This window comes from Aliiroseovarius conchicola, from assembly GCF_041403445.1.
Classification (GTDB): Bacteria; Pseudomonadota; Alphaproteobacteria; order Rhodobacterales; family Rhodobacteraceae; genus Aliiroseovarius; species Aliiroseovarius conchicola.
Genome location: NZ_JBGEHL010000002.1, coordinates 341,274 through 356,714, shown reverse-complemented (window position 1 = coordinate 356,714; position 15,441 = coordinate 341,274). Strand labels below are relative to the sequence as shown.

14 protein-coding genes are annotated in these 15,441 nt (G+C 58.2%); 3 read left to right on the top strand and 11 right to left on the bottom strand.

Annotated features, from left to right (window positions below; all coding sequences use genetic code 11):
• Nucleotides 1–148: 148 nt before the first annotated feature.
• Together V6N04_RS04640 and V6N04_RS04635 are read left to right on the top strand one after the other, a co-directional pair.
• Nucleotides 149–631 (top strand): fasciclin domain-containing protein, encoded by a 483-nt coding sequence (locus V6N04_RS04640; RefSeq protein ID WP_371168963.1) that lies wholly within the window; start codon nt 149–151, stop codon nt 629–631.
• Nucleotides 632–819: 188 nt separating this feature from the next.
• Nucleotides 820–2,703 (top strand): SLC13 family permease, encoded by a 1,884-nt coding sequence (locus V6N04_RS04635; protein WP_371168962.1) that lies wholly within the window; start codon nt 820–822, stop codon nt 2,701–2,703.
• A 3-nt stretch (nt 2,704–2,706) separates the two neighbouring features.
• Here V6N04_RS04635 and V6N04_RS04630 read toward each other — a convergent pair whose 3' ends face one another.
• Genes V6N04_RS04630 through bcoG form a run of 7 tightly spaced genes read right to left on the bottom strand, consistent with a single transcriptional unit; the run spans nt 2,707 to nt 10,134 of the window.
• A complete protein-coding gene (locus tag V6N04_RS04630) occupies nt 2,707–3,510 on the bottom strand; it encodes a carnitinyl-CoA dehydratase (RefSeq protein WP_371168961.1) in 804 nt (267 codons plus the stop codon).
• Nucleotides 3,507–5,552 (bottom strand): acetate--CoA ligase family protein, encoded by a 2,046-nt coding sequence (locus V6N04_RS04625; RefSeq protein ID WP_371168960.1) that lies wholly within the window; start codon nt 5,550–5,552, stop codon nt 3,507–3,509. The genes V6N04_RS04630 and V6N04_RS04625 overlap by 4 nt, the downstream gene beginning before the upstream one ends.
• Nucleotides 5,553–5,879 (bottom strand): Rdx family protein, encoded by a 327-nt coding sequence (locus tag V6N04_RS04620; RefSeq protein ID WP_371168959.1) that lies wholly within the window; start codon nt 5,877–5,879, stop codon nt 5,553–5,555.
• Between the two features lie 3 nt (nt 5,880–5,882).
• Nucleotides 5,883–7,043, bottom strand: a complete 1,161-nt coding sequence (locus tag V6N04_RS04615; protein ID WP_371168958.1) for an acyl-CoA dehydrogenase family protein — start codon at nt 7,041–7,043, stop codon at nt 5,883–5,885.
• A complete protein-coding gene (locus V6N04_RS04610; protein ID WP_371168957.1) occupies nt 7,043–8,443 on the bottom strand; it encodes a carnitine 3-dehydrogenase in 1,401 nt (466 codons plus the stop codon). The genes V6N04_RS04615 and V6N04_RS04610 overlap by 1 nt, the downstream gene beginning before the upstream one ends.
• 6 nt (nt 8,444–8,449) lie before the next feature.
• The gene (locus V6N04_RS04605) at nt 8,450–9,226 is read right to left on the bottom strand and encodes an SDR family oxidoreductase (protein WP_371168956.1); all 777 of its coding nucleotides are present in this window, start codon (nt 9,224–9,226) and stop codon (nt 8,450–8,452) included.
• Complete coding sequence (gene bcoG, locus V6N04_RS04600) at nt 9,223–10,134, bottom strand: 3-dehydrocarnitine:acetyl-CoA trimethylamine transferase BcoG (protein WP_371169167.1); 912 nt, start codon at nt 10,132–10,134, stop codon at nt 9,223–9,225. Before bcoG ends, V6N04_RS04605 begins: the two co-directional genes overlap by 4 nt.
• Before the next feature lie 83 nt (nt 10,135–10,217).
• Here bcoG and V6N04_RS04595 point away from each other — a divergent pair, with 83 nt between their 5' ends.
• Complete coding sequence (locus V6N04_RS04595) at nt 10,218–11,219, top strand: GlxA family transcriptional regulator (RefSeq protein WP_371168955.1); 1,002 nt, start codon at nt 10,218–10,220, stop codon at nt 11,217–11,219.
• On the opposite strand, the gene V6N04_RS04590 is transcribed toward V6N04_RS04595, so the two are convergent.
• Genes V6N04_RS04590 through V6N04_RS04575 form a run of 4 tightly spaced genes read right to left on the bottom strand, consistent with a single transcriptional unit; the run spans nt 11,194 to nt 15,364 of the window.
• Nucleotides 11,194–11,931, bottom strand: a complete 738-nt coding sequence (locus V6N04_RS04590) for an NnrU family protein (RefSeq protein WP_371168954.1) — start codon at nt 11,929–11,931, stop codon at nt 11,194–11,196. The two genes, V6N04_RS04595 and V6N04_RS04590, sit on opposite strands and share 26 nt — an antisense overlap.
• 39 nt (nt 11,932–11,970) lie before the next feature.
• Nucleotides 11,971–12,930 carry a glucokinase gene (locus V6N04_RS04585; RefSeq protein WP_371168953.1) on the bottom strand — a complete coding sequence of 320 codons (960 nt, stop codon included), beginning with the start codon at nt 12,928–12,930 and terminating at the stop codon, nt 11,971–11,973.
• A complete protein-coding gene (locus V6N04_RS04580) occupies nt 12,927–14,270 on the bottom strand; it encodes a GH1 family beta-glucosidase (protein ID WP_371168952.1) in 1,344 nt (447 codons plus the stop codon). Before V6N04_RS04580 ends, V6N04_RS04585 begins: the two co-directional genes overlap by 4 nt.
• 59 nt (nt 14,271–14,329) lie before the next feature.
• A complete protein-coding gene (locus tag V6N04_RS04575) occupies nt 14,330–15,364 on the bottom strand; it encodes a LacI family DNA-binding transcriptional regulator (protein ID WP_371168951.1) in 1,035 nt (344 codons plus the stop codon).
• Between the last annotated feature and the right edge of the window lie 77 nt (nt 15,365–15,441).

The window sequence follows — 15,441 nt, the reverse complement described above, 5'->3', positions numbered from 1 at the left end:
TCTGATGGTGTTATATGATATATAACAGGCACTTACTTCTCGATATCAGCGTTTCCATATAAGAAACAATAGCGCAATATGATCCAATTGCGCACTTTCCGCGTACCCTTAATACAACTTCAAAATGGTACATCGAAAAGGACAGATTATGTTTCGCAGAACCTTCCTCTCTCTCACCACAGCAGCTCTTTTGGCGTCGCCCGCATTGGCGGACGGCCACTCGAAAGACATCGTCGATACGGCCGTAGAAGCCGGCAGCTTCACCACGCTCGTCGCAGCCGTTGAAGCCGCTGGGCTTGTCGAAACGCTGAAGGGCGAAGGCCCGTTCACCGTGTTTGCACCGACCGACGAGGCCTTTGCAGCCCTGCCAGAAGGCACGGTCGAAATGCTCTTGATGCCCGAAAACAAGGACAAGTTGACGGCTGTTCTGACCTACCATGTTGTGCCCGGTAAGGTCATGTCTGGTGACATCGCAGGCAAAAGCATGGAGGTCGCCACCGTCAACGGAGCGATGGCCATGGTTGATGCCACATCAGGCGTCATGATCGACGGCGCAAATGTCGTTCAGGCCGACATCGAAGCATCGAATGGTGTGATCCACGTGATTGATGCAGTGATCTTGCCGAAGTAAACCGATTACTCCGCGAGAGCCCCGGTGACAGGATATTGTTGCCGGGGTTCATGCAATCCACCTCCACGGGTAAAATTCAGAGTTTCCACACAAATTTGATTTTGAAATCGCTTTGCTCCTAAACTCGTAAGAAATCGCAGCTTGATATCGAGTGTTGAAAAAGTTGCCGTCGGGGGTTTGGGGACAAAATGGAACCAATTGCATTTTCGCTCGAAATGGGCGTCGTCTGCGCCATGTTGGCGTTTACAGTGTTTTTATTCGTTTCCGAGATCGTCCGAATAGACCTTGCCGCAATTCTCATCCTCGTCATCTTGGGTATCCTTAGTTACCTGCCTGCGATGTCTAACCTTGCAGAGGTCAACAACCTTTTCGATGGGTTTGCCTCGAACGCCGTGATTTCCATCATCGCGGTGATGATCGTAGGGGCGGGCCTGGACAAAACCGGGCTGATGAACAAGGTGGCTGCCACGATCATGAAGCGTGGTGGCTCGACCGAGGCACGCATCCAGCCGATCGTGGCCGGGACAGTCGGGATTATCTCCAGCTTCTTGCAAAATGTTGGTGCGGCTGCGCTTTTCCTGCCGGTGATCAGTCGGATTTCAACCCGTTCGGGCATTCCACTAAACCGTCTGGCGATGCCAATGGGATTTTGCGCCATCCTTGGTGGCACGATGACCATGGTGGGTTCTTCGCCGTTGATTTTGCTGAATGACCTGATCACGACGGCGAATTCCGGCCTTCCGGAAGACCTTCAAATGGAGCATTTTGGACTGTTTTCGGTCACGCCGATTGGCGCGGCCCTTATTGTGTCCGGGATCCTCTATTTCTTGCTTTTGGGTCGTTGGGTTCTGCCCGGCGGCGGCGAGGCAAGCAGCGCTTCAGTGGGTCACGGCATGTCTGCCTATTTGAAACGAGTCTACGGCATTCGCGCCAAAGTCTATGAGGTAGATGTACCTGCGGACAGCCCGCTGGTTGGGCAAATCCTGGCGGATGTGAATCTTGAAAACAACCTATACATCATCTCGACATTCTATCGCGGAAAGACGTCGATGGTGCAGGTGTTGACGGCCGAGATTGCGGCGCCTTGTAGATTGGCCATCATCGGCAAGAAAACCGTGGTCGACGCATTTGCCAAAAAGTTTGGTCTGACGGTCGCGCCCGATCTGGACATTTTTGCCGAGGAGTTTGCCCCCACCAATGCGGGCATCGCCGAGATCGTGATCCCACCAGAAAGCCATCTGATTGGGAAAAGCCCCCGTGAGCTGTTGCTGCGGAAGACCTATGGCCTGTCGCTGCTTGCCATACACCGGGGCGAGGAAACCCTAAGCCATGTTGAAACAGATGAACATGAACCAACGGCCATCGGGTTGGTGGAATTTAAAGTCGGGGACATGTTGGTCGCACACACGCGCTGGGACAACCTTACGCAACTGAAAGACAACCGGGATTTTGTGATCATCACGTCTGATTTCCCACAAGAGGAATTACGGCCCCACAAAGTCGGTTGGGCACTTTTCTTTTTCGCAATATCGCTTTCGATGATCCTGTTCACCGATGTGCGCTTGTCTTTGTGCCTTTTGACAGGGGCCGTGGGGATGCTGTTGTCCCGTGTCCTGTCAATTGATGAAGCCTATCAGGCGGTTGGATGGAATACCGTGTTCTTGTTGGCAAGCCTCATACCTTTGGGGCAGGCCGTCCAGAACACGGGAACCGCCGCTTGGATTGCCGAGCAAATATTGTACCTGCTGGATGGCTGGCCCATATGGGCGTTGCAAGCTGGGATCGCGGTTTTGGCGACCGCGTTTTCGCTTGTTATGTCGAATGTTGGCGCCACAGTTCTGTTGGTGCCATTGGCTGTGTCCATTGCGTTCGCGGCTGGGGGCAATCCTGCTGTGTTTGCATTGACAGTCGCCATCTCGACCTCCAATTCATTCATCATTCCGACCCATCAGGTGAACGCGCTGATCATGGGACCGGCGGGTTACAAGGTGAAGGATTTCGTCAAGTCCGGGGGGATCATGACGATCATCTTCCTTGTCGTGTCGCTGGTGATGCTAAACATCGTCTTCTAGGTCCTATTTGCCTTTCCAAACCGGATCGCGTTTTTCCGCAAACGCGCGCGCGCCTTCCAGTTGGTCGTCCGAGCGATAAAGCTTCTCGACCGTTTCGAACTGGCTTTTGGTGATCTTGTTCAAGGCGTCTTGGAACTTCATGTCCTCAGCTTCGCGCACCACCTCTTTGATTGCGGCGTAGACCAGCGGCGGACCCGAGGCCAGAAGGTCTGCAAGCTTGCGTGCCTCTGCCATCAGGTCGCCTGCAGGATAGACATGATTGATCAGCCCCCAGCGTGCTGCTTCTTCGGTATCGATCCAGCGGCCTGTTAGCAGCATCTCGATCGCGATATGATAGGGGATGCGCTTGGGCAGTTTGATCGAGGCTGCATCGGCCACCGTACCGGACCGAATTTCCGGCAGGGCGAAGCTTGCTTGATCGGCGGCCAGAATGATGTCGGCAGACAAAGCAAGTTCCAGCCCGCCACCGCAACAGATGCCGTTTACGGCGGCAATGACCGGTTTGTTCAACCCGCGCAATTCCTGAAGCCCGCCAAACCCGCCAACGCCATAGTCGCCATCCACCGCGTCACCGTCTGACGCCGCCTTCAGATCCCATCCGGGGCAGAAGAACTTCTCACCAGCGCCTGTGATCAGTGCCACACGCAAATCGGGATCGTCCCGAAACGCGGTAAACACGTCGCCCATGATCCGGCTCGTGGCCAGGTCGATTGCGTTGGCCTTGGGGCGATCAAGCGTCACCTCAAACACGTGTCCACGGCGTTCAGTCTTGATCGGTCCGTCTTGTAGGTTGGTCAGGTCGGTCATGAGTTGTCTCCGGTGCGAATAAGGGCGTCTGCGGCCACGGCGCGGTCTGGTGTGGCGATCAGTGGGTTAACCTCGATCTCGGCCACGGGATTTTCCTGTACAAATGTCTGCACAGACATCACGGCGTCAAGGATGGCGTCGATATTTGCGGGTGGGGCACCGCGATACCCGTGCAGAAGTGGCGCGATCTTCAAGCGATTTATGGCGGCGTCCACGTCTTGTCGCGTCGACGGAACCAAAAGCGTTTGACTGTCTTGCAGGATTTCCGTCAGCGTGCCGCCTGCGGCCACGGTCAACAAATATCCGTGGGCCGCATCATGGGTGACGCCGATCAACAGCTCAGCCACGCCGCCGGTGATCATCTCTTCGATCAGAAAGCTGTGGGCGCACATGGTGCGCGCGGCTTCTTGCACGGCAGCTTCATCTATCAAATTCAAAACGACGGCCCCGGCCTCGGTCTTGTGGGCCACGCCTTCGCCTTTCAGGACAATGGGAAAGCCGACCGAGGCAGCGATCTGCGCAGCCTGTTCGGGGGATTGCGCATGGCCCGATTGCGGCACTTGAAGCCCATAAGACCGCAAGGCGTCTTTCGCCTTGGCCTCGGTCAGAACGCCCCCCGCCATCACCGGAGGTGTCAGGAAGACTGGCGCGGGCTGGGGGCAGGGCTTGCCAAGCCACGCAGCGCATTCGATGGCCGCCATCGCTGCGCGCATACCGGAAAATGGCATAATCCCGGCTTGCATCAAGCGCTTTGCTGTCACTTCGGGCATCGTCTCGGGAAGGGAGGCGAGGATGCCGATGGGGCGTCCCGTTATGCGTTGCGCCTCGGCGACGGCCTCGATCACTTTGTCCCATTCTGCCGCGTCGCACCGATCTGCACGCGGGAAATCCAGAACGACCATGCCCATCGCCAGATCGCCCTGCATCAATGCAGCAAACGTGTCGGTCAGTGCTTTGACATCTCCCCAAATATATGTGTGGTAATCCAGTGGGTTGGCTAGGGCGACCTTGGGTCCAAGGGCTGTTCGCAGGCCGGATTTCTGACGATCATTCAGGGTGGGAAATTTGACCGCGTGATCAACTGCGGTGTCCGCGATCAGACTGGCTTCGCCCCCTGAACACGATGCCGACGCGATCCGATCCGAAGCGAGCGGCCCCACAACATGAAGAAGTTTCAGGGTTTCAAGCAGGTCGGACAATTGCGACACTTGCGCGATACCAAGACGTGAAAGGAAGGCCCTCGCGCCAGCATCACTGCCCGCCAGAGATGCCGTGTGCGAAATGGTGGCAGCGCGCGCCTGATCCGACCGTCCGATCTTGAGTGCTACGATGGGCTTGCCAAGATCACGCGCGCGGTCTGCCAACGCCTCCATCGCGCGCAAATCGCCCATCCCTTCGATATGCAGGCCGAGCGCTGTGACGCGCGGATCCTCCAGCACGGCGGTTCCGATATCGGCCAACCCGGTTTGCGCCTGATTGCCAGCGGTGACCACATAGGCCAGTGGCACCCCACGGGTCTGCATGGTCAGATTGATCGCAATATTCGAGCTTTGGGTGATCAGCGCCACACCATTTTCGACCCGTTCTGCACCATGCTGGTCGGGCCAAAGTGCGACGCCGTCCAGGCAGTTGATCAGACCATAGCAGTTCGGTCCGATGATGGGCATGTCGCCCGCCGCGTCCAACAAAGCGTCCTCTAGATGATCACCGTCATCCAGCTCGGCCTTGGCTTCACGAAAGCCAGAGGCAAAACAGATCGCACCACCCGCGTCGGCCGTTGCAAGGGTGCGGACAGCGTCGATTGTAATGTCGCGATTGACGCCGATGAAACTGGCGTCCGGCGGTGATGGCAAGGCTTCGATCGAGGGGTAGGCTGCAATGCCTCCGACCTCGGGTTTTGACGGATGGACTGGCCAGATGTCTCCGGTAAACCCAATCTTACGGCACTGATCGATCACGTTGGCACACCAGGTGCCACCACCGATCACTGCAACAGAACGCGGTCGAAGAAGCCGGTCAAGCGTTTGGCGTTGTCGCGCCATCTAGCCTTCGTCCTGATCCGATGTGGCGCGGTCGATATGGCCCAGATCCCTGTCGGGGTCGATTAGGTCACGCACCTTCGACTTCAAGACCCGCGCATCAGGGAACCCGCCATCACGCTTGCGTTCCCAGATCACATCACCGTCCAACGTAATTTCGAAGATGCCGCCGATTTCTCCGGGGACAAGGGTTACGCCGCCCAAATCCGTGCCAAAACTTTGCAGAAGTTCTTGTGCCATCCAGCCTGCACGCAACAGCCAATTGCAGCCGGTGCAATATGTGATGATGACCTGTGGTTTGGTCAAATCTGATGTTTGTTCATGTGCCATTGACTAGGCTCCCAATGGCCGGAACAGGTCGCGGCTGATGATATGGCGCTGGATTTCTGACGTGCCGTCCCAAATACGCTCGACACGGGCGTCGCGCCAGAAGCGCTCGATTGGGAAGTCGTTCATCAAGCCCATGCCGCCGAAGATTTGCAAGGTGGTGTCGGTTACGCGGGCGAGCATTTCGGAGGCGTAGAGTTTGGCAGATGCGATCTCTCGGTTGGCCGGAAGCTCTTGGTCCAGACGCCAAGCGCCAGAGAGGGTGAGCCAGTCGGCAGCGTCAATCTCGGTGATCATGTCGGCGACTTGGAAGCTGACGCCTTGGAACTTGGCGATGGGTTGGCCAAACTGCTTGCGCTCGGCGGCGTAGTCCAGCGCCATGTCAAAACAGCGACGTGCGCGACCGACACAGAAGGCGGCGACGGTCAGGCGCGTGGCATAGAGCCATTCGTTCATCACAGCGAACCCGCCATCGACCTCGCCTAATACCTGCGCGTCGGGAAGGCGGCAGTTGTCGAAATCCAGCACGTAATTCTTGTAGCCCTTGTGACTGACCGAGGCGTAGCCCTCGCGGACCTCAAAGCCCGGTGTGCCGCGATCAACAAGGAAACAGGTGATCCGCTTCTTGGGGCCTTTGGGGGTTTCGTCCACGCCGGTTGCGACGAAAACAATAAAGAAGTCAGCATGTTCCGCGCCAGAGATAAAGTGCTTTGATCCGTTCACAACCCAATCTCCGCCGTCGCGCACGGCAGAGCATTTCATGCCGCGCACGTCTGATCCAGCGTCAGGTTCAGTCATCGCCAGCGCATCCATCCGTTCACCGCGCACGGCGGGAAGAAGGTACTTCTCACGCTGCTCACCCTCGCAGGCCATCAGGATATTCTGGGGTCGCCCAAAGAAATGGGTCAGCGCCATGGACCCACGCCCAAGCTCGCGTTCTACAAGTGTGAAATCGAGGTGGCTAAGACCCGCGCCGCCGACCTCTTCGGGGAAGTTACAGGCATAGAACCCCAGATCGACGCATTTCTGTTTGATCTCTTGCCCAAGCTCATCGGGCACCTGGCCCGTGCGTTCGACCATGTCTTCGTGCGGATAAATCTCTTTCTCAACAAAGCTGCGGACGGTTGAGACGATCATTTCTTGTTCTTCGGACAGACCAAAATGCATCACGCATCTCCTTTGGCGTGTAGGGCGGCCAATGCTTCGACCTTGGTTTCCACGTCCGCGCGGGGCGGGCAGGATTTGCGGGTGTTCAGGTCAACATGCAGCAGGAATTGATCGCAGGTCGCGAGCAGTCCATTATCGGATGCGCGCTTCATCTCGTGCCACAGGCGCAGTTTTTTGCCTTCGCCAAGTGTGACGGTGCTGTCCACGTAGACGGTTTCGCCTGCGTGGCATTCATCGATGTATTTGATGTTGGTTTCCGCAGTGAAATAGCTGAGGCCCGAGGCGATATAGTCGGCATTTGCGCCTACATGGATCATGATGCGGTCGGCGGCGTCGGAAAAGACCTGCCCATAGCGCCCTTCATTCATGTGGCCGTTATAGTCCGTCCAGTCGATGGGGACGTCGCGCGCGACGGTGCGCATCGGTGTTTCCTCCCTCGTAGAAGGCCACAGCCCCGTTTCATGGTCGCGGATCACCCGACCCGCACCGGACCCGTCGCCGCGTGCTTTCAGGGCCCGCAGCATCGAAACGAGGTTGTCATCGCGCAGGCGCTCCAGCTCTCGGATCGACAAGTGGCCTGATTGGGCATCGGATTGGCCTGCGATCAGGTCGACCAGTTCATCGGTGAACTCGGGCACATCCATCAGCTTGGTCCATGGCCACTTCAAAGCCGGGCCGAACTGGGCCATGAAGTGCTTCATGCCAGCCTCGCCCCCCGCCACGCGGTAGGTTTCAAACAGCCCCATCTGCGCCCAGCGGATGCCGAAGCCCATGCGAATTGCCTCGTCGATTTCCTCAGTCGTGGCGATGCCGTCTTTGACCAACCACAGCGCCTCGCGCCAGACGGCTTCAAGGAAGCGGTCGGCGATATGGGCGTCGATTTCCTTGCGAACTTTCAGGGGATACATGCCGATGCCGCTTAGGATATCGGCGGCGCGGGTGCAGGTGTCTGCGTCCCCAACCAGTTCGATCAACGGCAAAAGATAGACCGGATTGAACGGGTGCGCGACGATGGCATTCGCGCCTTTTTCGTTCAATTCCGAGGGCTTGAAGCCCGACGTTGATGAGCCAATAATGGCGCTTTCGGGGGCGAGGGCCATGAGGTCGGCAAACACTTTGTGCTTCAATTCCAACCGTTCCGGCACGCTTTCTTGGACCCAGTCCGCATCCGCAACAGCTTCGGCCAGATCTGTGTGATAGGTCAGTTTCCCCTCGGTCGGCAGCGCTGTTTCATACAGCCCGGGCAATGCGCGGCGTGCGTTGGTCAGGACTTCGCTGATCTTGCGTTCGGCCTCGGGGTCGGGATCGAATACCGCCACGTCCCATCCGTTCAAAAGGAAGCGCGCGGCCCATCCGCCACCAATCACGCCACCGCCAATAATCGCTGCTTTTTGTGTCATCTGTCTTTATCCAACTAGAGATTCTGTGTGGCCATCGACGGCCAAAGCCTGACCCGAAACCTTGCAACTGGCGTCTGACGCCAGAAAGATCGCCGTATCCGCCAGATCGTCTGCCGTGACCCAAGTTTTCATCGCCACACCAGTGACATAGCGCTTGCGCAACTCGTCCGGGTCCAGCCTATGGGCCTCGGCTTCGCGTGCAATCACTCGTTCCATGCGCGGGCCTTCGACGGCACCGGGGCAAAGCGCATTTACCCGTACACCATAAGGGCCAAGCTCTGAGGCCAGCGTTTTCATCAAGCCGATCACGCCCCACTTCGCGGTGGCATAGGGCGAGCGCATCGGATAGCCCCATAGACCGGCTGTTGAGGATGTCAAAAGCATGCTGCCACTTCCCTGTGTCTTCATATGGCGCGCAGCCCAGCCACAGGCCAGAAAGGCGCCGTCCAGATTGGCCGAGAGGCAGGCGCGCCAGTCGTCCAGCGACAAGTCCTCGATCGCACCTGCTGGACCGCCTGTCCCCGCGTTGGCGCAGAGCAGGTCGATGCCGTCCCAATCCCGGTCCAACTGGTCAAACAGCACCTGTATCTGGTCGGGTTGGGTCACATCCGCCGCGACTGAGATCACGCCGGACAGGGCGCTGGCGGTTTGTGCCAACGCGTCCGCATCCATGTCACAAATGGCAACCCTGGCACCTTCGGCATGGAATCTGCGGGCGAAACAAGCGCCGATGCCGCTGCCGCCCGCCGTGATCAACACGCGTTTGCCGTCAAGGCTGTTCATGCAGGGGCCTGTTTGGTCAGGCCGAGCTTTGCGCGAACCTCTGCCGGGCCAATAACCCGTGCGCCCATGCCCTCGATGATAAAGCGCGCGCGTTCGACCAGCTGAGCGTTGGTGGCAAGGACACCTTTTTCCAGCCACAGGTTGTCCTCAAGCCCGACGCGAACGTTGCCGCCCGCCAAGACCGACGCCGCGACATAGGCCATCTGATTGCGCCCAAGCCCAAAGGCCGAGAAGGACCAGTCATCCGGCACGTTGTTCACCATCGCCATGAAGGTATTCAGATCATCCGGCGCGCCCCAAGGCACACCCATGCAAAGCTGCACAAGGGCAGGGCTGTCCAGAACGCCTTCTTTGACCAGTTCCTTGGCAAACCAAAGGTGGCCGGTGTCGAACGCCTCGATTTCAGGTTTCACGCCCAGATCGGTCATCATTTTGCCCATGGCGCGCAACATGCCCGGAGTGTTGGTCATGACGTAATCGGCTTCGGCGAAATTCATTGTGCCGCAGTCCAACGTGCAAATCTCGGGCAGACAATCCGCAATATGGGCCACGCGTTCGGTGGCACCGACCATGTCTGTTCCAGCATCTTTCACCGGGAAGGGCGCTTCGGTAGGGCCGAAGGTGATATCTCCGCCCATGCCAGCGGTCAGGTTCAATACCACATCCACGTCCGCGTCACGAATGCGGTCGGTAACTTCGCGGTAGTATCGCAGATCGCGCGACGGTGTGCCGGTTTCGGGATCACGTACGTGGCAATGCACCACTGCGGCCCCCGCTTTGGCGGCTTCAATGGCGCTGTCTGCGATCTGTTTGGGACTGCGCGGGACATGAGGAGACCGGTCTTGCGTCGACCCGGACCCAGTGACCGCGCAGGTTATGAAAACGTCTTTGTTCATGGCAAGCGGCATCGGATCCTCCCTGAGATGCGCAATGTTGATCTTTGTATGATGCGCGGGATTGACGGTCATGTTGTGCTGTTTTATGCAAAATCATGCAGAATTGGTCAAAATCCAGCACAAAAACGCACAAGATCAGCTTTCTGCTGTTTGATCGCTTTTCGAACCTTGCTTTGGCCAATCTGTTAGAGCCGTTGCGCGCGGCCAATACGCTTTTGGGGAACGATGCCTATCAATGGCAAATCGTCACGCCGGATGACGGAGTGGCGAGGACCTCAAGCGGGTTGCCGATCATGCCGACTGTACGTGCGTCAGAGATGACGGGGGGCGACATGATCTATGTCGTGGCAAGCTATGACCACGAGCGCCACGCAACCGCCACCAACGCCGCGGTCCTGCGCAGGCTTGCGGGGCGGTTTGATACTGTTGCGGGGGTCGATGCCGGGTGCTGGCTTCTGGGACATGCTGGGCTTCTGGATCAACACAAAGCCACGATACACTTCGATCTTCTCGACGCATTTGCCGAGCGATTTCCATCGGTTGACGTGGAACGTGCACGTTGGGTGCGGGATGGCGCGCGGTTAACATGTAGTGGTGGGATGGCCGCGTTCGAACTGACATGCGATCTGATCGGGCAGCATCACGGGGCGGCGTTGATGCTGGAAATCACGCAGATGTTCATGTCGGAAAACCCAACTGCGGCTCAGGCGGCATCTCACATACGGGCAGATAAGCGTGTAGATGCCTGTTTGCGAGAGATGACTGCTAATATCGAAGCACCTCTGCCGATCAAAGAGCTTGCGCGCAGGGTGGGCTGCCGCCAGCGTGATCTGGAGTTGCGGTTTGATCGGCATTTTGGGGCGTCACCGCGACAGGTTTACAAACGGCTTCGGCTGAACGCGGCCAAACGTATGTTAGAGGCCGGAGGGCTATCTATCGCCGAGGTCGCCTTGCGCGCAGGTTATGCAGATGCGAGCGCCTTTGCCCGCGCATTCCGCTCGGAATTTGGGGTCACACCGCGCAGCGTCGTCCGGGGAGAAGGGCGGCCAGCAGATGGCGCCATGGCTGGGGTCAGGGAATGGGCACCACGCCGATGATGGGACCGTGCAGCGTGATCAAAAGCGCATAGACGAAAAGGCCGATCACAACGCGCATGATGCCGTTGGACGTGACGCTGAGAGTGCGCTTGGTTTGGGCCAATGCGCCCCATCGGTCTTGCCCCATTACGCGCTTTTGACGCCGATCAATGATCCGCATCCCGACAAGCGAGAACACCGCAAACACGCCAAACAGGATGACATGGGCAAGATTGCCATTGGGCACCAAATGACCCGCTGCCCAAAGCAGCAGCGCCACCAGCAAGGGATGGCGCATCCAGCCGATCAGGCCCGGACGGGTCGGGTCAAACTGGTCGTTATGCGCCCCGCCGAATGACAGCGGGTTCGGGCGGCCAATGGCGAGCGCTGCGATCAGGCAAGCCGCCAGCATGCAGGTCAGCGTGACGTGGTTTTGCCAAGGCTCCCAATCCCATAGGCCGATAAAGGGCGCGCGCCCTGCGGCCACGATCACCCAAACAAGCATCGCGATTGAGAGGCAGGAATATGCGACGGTGAACCCACGTCGTCCGATTGCCGCGACAATACGCGCTTTGACCCTCGGCCTGACTGGGACTGAGTGGGTTAGAAAGAAGGCGGCGAAGGCCAGCGCATATTGGGTCCATCCAGTCATTGCCGTGTACTCCAGGTGATTGGCGTCGGATTGCCAGTGTATTTCCTGCGTATCTATGCCTGCGCTTGGGCGGTCATCCATGACGTAGGTCAAGACAGAGCCTACGCGGGACGCGCTGCGTTACTGGTCGTCGGCACTTGCCAGAAAATGCGCGCAGCCTGATAAGGCGGCATAGTCGTCTTCGACCAGATGGATCGCGAAGGCATCAAGGAATTCGCTGAACCTGCCTTTGTCTGTAAACGCATGGTGGAAACCACATGTGTCAAACCAAGGCTTGACCGCGCGCGCCATGCCGCCGACCAGATAAATGCCACCAAAAGGCAAAAGCGTCAGTGCCAAATCACTGGTGACGCCACCCAAAGCTTGTACGAAGGCCGTTATGGCTTTGATCGCGACGGGATCGCGCGCGTCGGCCAAAGTGAATATCTCGGCGGTAGAGGCCGTCTTGTTTTGCCCCAACCTGGCCGAGGCCCATGCATAGCACCGCTCTAGACCGCGTCCCGACAAAACGTCCTCGACCCCGACATGGCCGAGCTTCTCGTCAAGGTATGTGGACAAGTCCCACAGGTCATCGCCACGTGCAGGGAACGTCAGGTGACCGGCCTCTGACGGGGGCACAAAGCGGCCTTTCGCGGTTTGGAATACCGGTGCGCAATTGAACCCGGTGCCGATGCCGACCACCAGCATCGCCGCGTTCGGGTTGCTGTCCTGTCCTGGTTTGATCAGGGTCAGGTCGCTATCTGCGATGTGCCCCAATGCATGTCCCTGCGCTTGCAGATCATTCAACACAGCTGCCCGTTCTGCGCCCGAAACAGCGGCCAACGTGTCCTTATCAATGCTCCAATTGAGGTTCGTCAGTTGACCCGCGCCGTCCTTCACAGGCCCTGCAATGGCCACCGCTGCGCGATCACAGTTCGGCTGGCCTTGGCCCTTCAAATAGGACGCAAGCAAGCTATCCAGCCCGCTATGGTCCGTGTTGCGGTGTTTAACGATGGTGTCGCCCAACAACTGGGTGCCTTGTGCCAGCGCGACACGGGTATTTGTGCCACCGACATCAGCGACGAGTGAATAAAGGGTCATGGGCGTTGCAGGGCCTTTTTGAGCGCGAGGTATGACGCTTTCGGAGTGCGTTTTAAAGTGTCGAAATCCACATGGACCAGACCAAATCGGGGGGCATACCCCTCGGCCCACTCATAATTGTCCATGAGCGACCAGGTAAAGTAGCCTTTAACAGGCAATCCGTCGCGGATGGTGTTGCGGATCACCTGCATATGCGCGGCCAGATATGCCTCGCGGTCGGGATCAAGATAAGGCTTACCGTCAAGTTCGGTCAGACCGGCCATGCCGTTTTCGGTGATATAGATGGGCAGATCGCCGGTATACTCCTTGGCGACCATGTGCAGAAAATGCTCCAGCCCCTCGGGATAGATTTCCCAGCCCAATGCAGTCTTTGGCAAATCACCGCGATGCCCCGTGGTGCCGGGCCAAGGGGCAGGGGTGCCGTCTGCTGTGATTTCGGGGCCGTACAGCATGCGTGTGTAGTAGTTCACGCCGATCCAATCGATGGGCGCGGTGATCGTCTTGAAATCATCCTGCCAGCCTTGGGGAAGATGTGGTTCCAACCCTTCAAGCACTTCGGCCGGGTATTTCCCTTTCGTAATGCCCGAGATGAAGAACCGGTTGTAGATCGCGTCCTGTACAGCGGCAGCACGCGCGGCCTCGGGCGTGTCATCAACGGGGGCCGCATACTCCATGTTGCACACGGCACCCAGATTGCTCATCCCAAGACCCCGCATCACCTCGGTTGCGCGACCATGCGCCAACAAAACGTGGTGCATGGCGCGCGCGGCGGCGCGAATGTCGCGCAGCCCAGGTGCATGTGCACCCAAGAAATGGCTAAGCCACGCCACGCACCACGGCTCGTTAATTGGCGCTGCAGACCAGACCCGATCGCCGATCCGGCCCATGATGATTTCGGTGTAATCTGCAAACCAATTGGCGATGTCCCGATTTCGCCAACCACCCTGATCCGCCAGTGCGGAGGGCAATTCCCAGTGATACAGCGTTGCAGCAGGTTTGATCCCACGCTCCAGCATTCCATCCACCAACCGGTCATAGAAATCCAACCCCGCTGCATTGGGCGTGCCGCGTCCGTCGGGCAGTACGCGCGCCCACGAGGTCGAGAACCGGTAGACGTCAAAGCCACCATCGCGGATCAGGTCCAGATCCTGTTCCCACCGATCCAGATGACCGCAGGCGATGGCACCATCTTCGGCGCCTGCCACATTGCCCGGCGTTGCGGCAAAATCATCCCAATGGGTGCGCCCTGCGCCACCTTTGGCATGTCCTTCGATCTGATAAGAGGACGTTGCGGTTCCAAACAGGAAGTCTTTAGGAAAGTCAGTGCGGTGTGGCAGCATATGGATCTCGATTTGGTGGTTCTGTTGGGCCATCTGGGCAGAGTTTGACGGGCAGTGCCTTAGGTGACGCGATCGGTGTTGACCGGTCCTGTTGACAGTCCGACAGTCAAGTCGGTCTCCAACAGCACTTCGCGTGGCGCATCGCGGTTTTGAACGATATCGATCAACATTTGCGCAGCGATCTGTCCGGCCTCGCGCACCGATGACCGGGTCGCGGTATAAACGGGAATATCGGTGCCGTTCCGAAAATAGCTGAGTTCATCGTCATGAGTGATCAGCGAGACGTCGCGGCCCAACGTCAGGCCGATCTCTTCTATTCCGCGGCGGACACCGATTGCGCTGATCATCGAACTGACCAGTATGGCGCTTGGCGGGTCGGGTCGGGCCATCAGCGCGCGGGCGACATCGTGGCCTTGTGCCTCGGTCATTTCGCCTGCGAACATCAGATTTGGGTCAGGGGCGACGCCACGCGCCAGAAGGGCAGCCTCATAGCCCTCACGGCGGCGGCGGGCGAAATCCATATGCTCCAGCCCGTTGACCAGTGCGATGCGCGTGTGCCCAAGGTCCAGAAGAAAATCCGTGGCCCGCTGAAAGGATCGCTTGTTGTTGACATCAACCCACGCATAGGGGGCGGTCGCCTCGGAGCTGCGACCATGAACGACATAGGGCAAGCCAAGCGAATTGAGCAGCGGAATGCGGGTATCGCGATGGCGCGGCGCGTGCAGGATGATCCCATCGACATTTTGTTTGGTCAGAAAACTGCGATAGGCGTCTTCTTCCTCGTCGTCAGGCACCACTGACAAGAGCATATCGTAACCGTTGCGCGAATAGGTCTCGCCAGCGCCGGCGATAAAGTCGCCGAAGATCGGGTTTACCATCTCGTGATTGGCGCTGATTGGGATCACATGGCCGATGGCCATCGAACGGCCTGTCGCCAGGGATCGCGCGCGGGTGTTTGGGGCGTATCCGTGCTCTCGCGCCGCTGCGGACACTTTGCGTCGCGTGCTTTCTGCGACCTCGGGGTATCCGTTCAGCGCCCGGCTGACGGTGGTTGGTGATAGGCCAAGCAAATCCGAGAGTTCTTTCAACGTCATGACTATCTTTCAAACCGGTTTGGGTGCAAGCGGACAAGCAGAGGGATGTCCTGATGCCCTATCATTACCTGCACTCT

Bases quoted from the DNA above. Each gene is read 5' to 3' on its own strand.
- V6N04_RS04640 (WP_371168963.1), top strand. From the start codon at position 149: ATGTTTCGCAGAACCTTCCTCTCTCTCACCACAGCAGCTCTTTTGGCG.
- V6N04_RS04635 (WP_371168962.1), top strand. From the start codon at position 820: ATGGAACCAATTGCATTTTCGCTCGAAATGGGCGTCGTCTGCGCCATG.
- V6N04_RS04630 (WP_371168961.1), bottom strand. From the start codon at position 3,510: ATGACCGACCTGACCAACCTACAAGACGGACCGATCAAGACTGAACGC.
- V6N04_RS04625 (WP_371168960.1), bottom strand. From the start codon at position 5,552: ATGGCGCGACAACGCCAAACGCTTGACCGGCTTCTTCGACCGCGTTCT.
- V6N04_RS04620 (WP_371168959.1), bottom strand. From the start codon at position 5,879: ATGGCACATGAACAAACATCAGATTTGACCAAACCACAGGTCATCATC.
- V6N04_RS04615 (WP_371168958.1), bottom strand. From the start codon at position 7,043: ATGCATTTTGGTCTGTCCGAAGAACAAGAAATGATCGTCTCAACCGTC.
- V6N04_RS04610 (WP_371168957.1), bottom strand. From the start codon at position 8,443: ATGACACAAAAAGCAGCGATTATTGGCGGTGGCGTGATTGGTGGCGGA.
- V6N04_RS04605 (WP_371168956.1), bottom strand. From the start codon at position 9,226: ATGAACAGCCTTGACGGCAAACGCGTGTTGATCACGGCGGGCGGCAGC.
- bcoG (WP_371169167.1), bottom strand. From the start codon at position 10,134: ATGCCGCTTGCCATGAACAAAGACGTTTTCATAACCTGCGCGGTCACT.
- V6N04_RS04595 (WP_371168955.1), top strand. From the start codon at position 10,218: ATGCAGAATTGGTCAAAATCCAGCACAAAAACGCACAAGATCAGCTTT.
- V6N04_RS04590 (WP_371168954.1), bottom strand. From the start codon at position 11,931: ATGGATGACCGCCCAAGCGCAGGCATAGATACGCAGGAAATACACTGG.
- V6N04_RS04585 (WP_371168953.1), bottom strand. From the start codon at position 12,930: ATGACCCTTTATTCACTCGTCGCTGATGTCGGTGGCACAAATACCCGT.
- V6N04_RS04580 (WP_371168952.1), bottom strand. From the start codon at position 14,270: ATGCTGCCACACCGCACTGACTTTCCTAAAGACTTCCTGTTTGGAACC.
- V6N04_RS04575 (WP_371168951.1), bottom strand. From the start codon at position 15,364: ATGACGTTGAAAGAACTCTCGGATTTGCTTGGCCTATCACCAACCACC.